We start from the raw sequence: 1,341 nt of genomic DNA on the forward strand, positions 1-1,341 counted from the left end.
CCGGTCGCGGGCGATCAGCGCGAGGCGCTGGCTGTAGGTGAAGAGCCGTTCGCGGTAGCCGACGTCCAACGGTGCCCCGTCCCGGCCCAGGACCACCGGGATGATCCCCGCGTCGCACGCCATCCGCCGCACCACCGACGGTGAGAGCACGTCCCCGGTCAACGTCGTCCCCGTGCCTCGTCCGGCACGGCCACCAGCACCGCACCCGGAACCGTCGGTGGCCTCGTCGAGGCGGGTGGTGAGGTCACGCACGAGGGTGTCGTAGTCGATGAGGACGACGACCTTCGCCTTCTCGGTGACCGGGACCCCGCGGGCGGCCGCGACACCGCGGCCCACGATCGTGAGCAGCGCGTCCATCCGGCGCCGGGCCGGGGTGCGCTCGTCCGGGGCGGTCGTGTCGCCGTGCTCGTCCTTGACCGGCCGCGGCGCCGCGAGCGGGTCGATCGCGGCCTGGAGGATCGCGGCGCCCTCGGGGTCGAGCATCCCGCGCAGGCCCACCATCCCGGTCTTCGTGGGCGGGGTGAACCACAGGCCGCGGGCCTGGCGTCGGCCCTGGTCGAGCGTGTCCTCGTCCCGCGGCGGGCGGACCTGCTCGGTGTGGTGCCGGGCCAGCCGGGCCAGCTCCTCCGGCCGCAGCACCCCCGCCTGAGTGGTCAGGTCGCCGATCGCGGTGGCCAGGTCGTCGGGGTCGGCGACCGGCGCGACCCGCTCCTCGAAGTCGAGGACCTGCGCCGCGTTGCCCACGGTGACCTGCTGGGTGGCCACGAGCATCCGCAACCTGGCCCACCGCCGGTCGGCCAGTGCCGTCCCGACGGTGACGAACGCCTTCGCCTGCCCGGCGGTCAGGGACGGGTCGAGACTGCGGAGCCAGTCGACCCGCGACAACCCACCCGGCGCCTCGACACCCCGCGCGACCAGCTCGGACACCAACGTCACCAACGTGACCTCCAGGCCCCGCCGCTGCGCCGCGACCCGCTCCATCGCCCCCACCAGGTCAGCCTCTGCGTGCCCGCCGAGACCGATCCCCAGACTGGCCTCGAGCTCGAGCATCGGGTCGTAGTCCTCACCGAAGGCGCCCGGACTGCCGCCCCGACCGCCGTCCGCGGACCCGTGGCCGGACCCCAGCCGGTCGCCGCCGTCACCGCCAGCGCGGCGACAAGCCTCCAGGCGAGCCTCGATCGACTCGGTCCACGCCGGGTCGTTGACCATCTGCTCGAAATCGGGCGGGTCGGTCCAGCGCACGTCGCGCAGGTCGATCGAGTCCAGCTCCTCTGCCGTCAGGCCGGCCCAGGCCCCTCGAGGTTGCGCCGCCGGCCGCGCGGCCGGCGCCTCACGCCGCGT

At 74.9% G+C, this 1,341-nt stretch carries 1 protein-coding gene; it reads right to left on the reverse strand.

Annotated elements, in window-relative coordinates:
- Nucleotides 1–1,341 (reverse strand): DUF222 domain-containing protein (locus tag ACYVNR_RS21695; RefSeq protein WP_461051039.1); only part of this gene is annotated, 1,341 nt, incomplete at both ends.

This window comes from Terrabacter koreensis, from assembly GCF_054783315.1.